The 3,517-nt window shown below is 36.4% G+C and carries 4 protein-coding genes and 1 riboswitch; all 4 genes read left to right on the top strand.

Annotated features, from left to right (window positions below; genetic code table 11):
- Positions 1-4: 4 nt before the first annotated feature.
- Positions 5-928 (top strand): bifunctional riboflavin kinase/FAD synthetase, encoded by a 924-nt coding sequence (locus tag HRT72_03115; protein ID NQY66700.1) that lies wholly within the window; start codon positions 5-7, stop codon positions 926-928.
- Positions 929-930: 2 nt separating this feature from the next.
- Entirely contained in the window at positions 931-1,524 is a 594-nt protein-coding gene (locus HRT72_03110) for a leucine-rich repeat domain-containing protein (GenBank protein ID NQY66699.1), read from the top strand.
- Between the two features lie 69 nt (positions 1,525-1,593).
- A riboswitch (TPP riboswitch) is annotated at positions 1,594-1,684 on the top strand.
- Positions 1,685-1,755: 71 nt separating this feature from the next.
- The gene (gene thiS, locus HRT72_03105) at positions 1,756-1,926 is read left to right on the top strand and encodes a sulfur carrier protein ThiS (GenBank protein NQY66698.1); all 171 of its coding nucleotides are present in this window, start codon (positions 1,756-1,758) and stop codon (positions 1,924-1,926) included.
- 63 nt (positions 1,927-1,989) lie between these two features.
- A partial coding sequence (thiC, locus tag HRT72_03100; GenBank protein ID NQY66697.1) for a phosphomethylpyrimidine synthase ThiC occupies positions 1,990-3,517 on the top strand: 1,528 nt, incomplete at its 3' end.

Raw genomic sequence — 3,517 nt, 5'->3', positions numbered from 1 at the left:
TTCGATGAAATTTTATAATAGCCTTAACAGTATCCCTAAAATCAAGAATCCGATCGTCACAATTGGAACGTTTGATGGCTTGCATGTGGGACATCAAAAAATATTGAGTAAGCTTAAAAAAAGTTGTAGCGTTTTGGATGGTGAATCGGTTGTTTTGACCTTTGATCCGCATCCGAGAAAAGTATTATATCCGGATAATGATGAGTTAAGGCTTATTAACACCCAGGAAGAAAAGATTGATATTCTTAAATCTTCAGAAATAGATCATTTAATTGTATGTCCATTTACTATTGAATTTTCAAGGATGACTTCTGTCGATTTTGTGAAGGAAGTTCTTGTAAAGAAGATTGGAATTCGAAAATTGATAATAGGATATGACCATCACTTTGGAAGAAATAGAGAAGGTGGTATAGAGGAGTTGAAGGAGTTAAGTGAGCTGTATGATTTTGAGATAGAAGAGGTGTCGGCAAAAGTAATTGAAAATGTTAATGTTAGTTCAACAAAAATCAGAAATGCACTTGCTGAGGGGAGGGTTAATATTGTATCGGAGTATTTAGGGTATAGTTATCCTCTATCCGGAAAAGTTATTGAAGGTGATAAAATAGGCGCTAGTATCGGTTTTCCGACGGCAAATATTGGAGAGATAGATGTTAATAAAGTTATTCCTGGTAACGGGGTATACGCGGTTCAAGTAAAAGTAACTGGTGTTTGGTTTAAAGGGATGATGAATATAGGTACACGTCCTACTATAGGGGATTCAGAAAAGCGGATTGAGGTTAATATATTCGACTTTGATGAGCAAATATACGATCAAGAAATAAAAGTAAATTTTATACGTAAGTTAAGAGATGAGATGAAATTTGATGATCTTGAAAAACTAAAGTCTCAGTTGTTTTTAGATAAGAATATGTCATTAGAGTTATTGTAGAGATGAAATTTAAAGTGTGTTTGTTTTTGTTGGTTTTAAACACACCTGTACTCTATGCTCAATTGTTGGATAGCGTTGCGATTAGTAGAGCGGATGTTTATACCAGTTTGAAAGATGCACTGAAGACGCCTGAAGATGTTTATGTTTTAAGACTAAAGGGCAAGCTTGCCAAGGTACCTAAAAGTGTATATAAATTAGTCAACTTGAATAAGTTGGACTTAAGCAATAATAAATTTGTCGATTTTCCAAAAGGATTAGAAAAGCTAGAATTCTTACAGGTGCTTGATTTAGAGCGAAATAAGATGGAGTTTCTTGGTCCTGGAATTGGGGAATTAACTAATCTTGTTGATTTGAATATAGGCAAGAATAAAATCCAAGGATTAGCTCCTGAAATTGGAAAGCTTCATCGTCTAGAGAGGCTAATCGCATGGGGAAATCCATTGAGTTATTTCCCTGAAACTTTGGCCGATTTAAAAAAATTAAGTCAGATGGACCTACGTGTAATCCAGATTCCAGAGGGGCAACAAAAAGAGATAAAGGGTTTGTTACCAAATACATCTATTCTTTTCTCTATCAGTTGTAATTGCGGTAATTGAAGAGTAGATCTCTTTATAAAATGTTAATAAGTAAATCCTTTATCTAAGAAGAGGAATGTTACTTTTACTTCAATGCTTTGGGGGTGCTTTTATAGCTGAGATGATACCCTAAGAACCTGATTCTGGTAATTCAGACGAAGGGAAAAGTTACTTCTTACGCAACGCGTACTCCAAAGCTTTTATTTAATGCATTAAGATTTGTTAGTATATCTAAACGATAAAGAAATAAGTATGGAATCAGGGCAGGCTTTGATTGATCTTCTTGTTGGATATAAACTAAATGATCAAAAAGGATGTGCCGTTGCCGTTAATCAGGAGGTGATTCCACGAGATAAATGGGGCGATAAAGAGCTGAATCATAAAGATGAAATACTCGTTATTAAAGCCACGCAAGGCGGATGATTTAAAGAATTAAGTTGAGATTGAATTATTTGAAGACAACTAGAAATACATAAAACCGGATACATGAAAAAGGAGCAACTACCATCTGAAGTAAGTATTAGTAGAGAACCATTTCCAGGTTCGAAAAAAATATATGTAAAAGGAGGAATACATGATATTAGCGTTGCCATGCGATCAATTGAATTGTCAGATACTACAATGGGGCTTACCGAAGGTAATGCTGCAGTTCAAAAGAATGAAGCACTAGTTGTGTATGATACAAGTGGCCCATATACCGATCCTAATGTTGAGATAGACGTCAAAAAAGGTCTTCCAAAGCTAAGAAGTCAATGGATTCTTGATAGGGGTGATGTAGACCAGCTGGAGGAGATTTCTTCTGATTTTGGTAAAGAAAGACTATATAATAGTGACTTAGACCATTTGAGATTTGAATACATAAAGAAGCCTTTGAGAGCAAAGAAAGGTCAGAATGTGAGTCAAATGCACTATGCTAGAAAAGGCATTATTACTCCCGAAATGGAGTACATCGCAATACGGGAGAATCAAGAAATTCAAAAAATAAAGGATAAAGGAATTGAGCATCCAGGAGAAAGCTTTGGAGCTAATACTCCGGAAAAAATAACAGCAGAATTTGTGCGAGAAGAAGTTGCTAGAGGAAGAGCTGTAATACCATGTAATATTAATCACCCAGAGTCTGAACCAATGATAATTGGTAGAAATTTCCTGGTAAAAATCAATGCTAATATTGGAAATTCGGCAGTTACATCTAGTATAGAAGAGGAAGTAGAAAAGGCGGTTTGGGCTTGTAGATGGGGAGCCGATAATGTTATGGATCTCTCAACAGGAAAGAATATCCACGAAACAAGAGAATGGATTATAAGAAACTCTCCTGTTCCAATTGGTACTGTGCCGATTTATCAGGCATTAGAGAAGGTGAATGGCAAAGCAGAAGATCTTACTTGGGAAATTTATAGAGATACTCTCATTGAGCAAGCAGAACAGGGAGTAGATTACTTCACCATTCATGCAGGAGTACTTTTAAGATATGTTCCAATGACGGCTAAGCGAGTTACAGGAATTGTATCTCGAGGAGGATCGATTATGGCTAAATGGTGTTTGTCTCATCATAAAGAGAGTTTCTTATACACGCATTTTGAAGAAATATGCGAGATAATGAAAGCTTACGATGTAGCATTTTCATTAGGGGATGGCTTAAGACCAGGTTCGTTGGCTGATGCAAACGATGAGGCTCAATTTGCGGAATTAGAAACATTAGGGGAATTAACTAAGATAGCTTGGAAGCACGACGTTCAAACAATAATTGAAGGACCAGGACATGTTCCAATGCATATGATTAAGGAAAATATGGACAGGCAATTAGAAGCCTGCGGTGAAGCTCCTTTTTATACTTTAGGGCCATTAACCACAGACATTGCTCCAGGATATGATCATATTACCTCAGGAATTGGAGCAGCAATGATCGGATGGTATGGCACGGCAATGTTATGCTATGTGACTCCAAAAGAACATTTGGGATTACCGAACAAAGAAGATGTTAAGGAAGGGGTAATTACATATAAGATAGCCGCTC

The organism is Flavobacteriales bacterium, from assembly GCA_013214975.1.
Classification (GTDB): Bacteria; Bacteroidota; Bacteroidia; order DT-38; family DT-38; genus DT-38.
The sequence above is the reverse complement of the archived record's forward strand: the minus strand, read 5'-3'. Positions and strand labels throughout refer to the sequence as shown.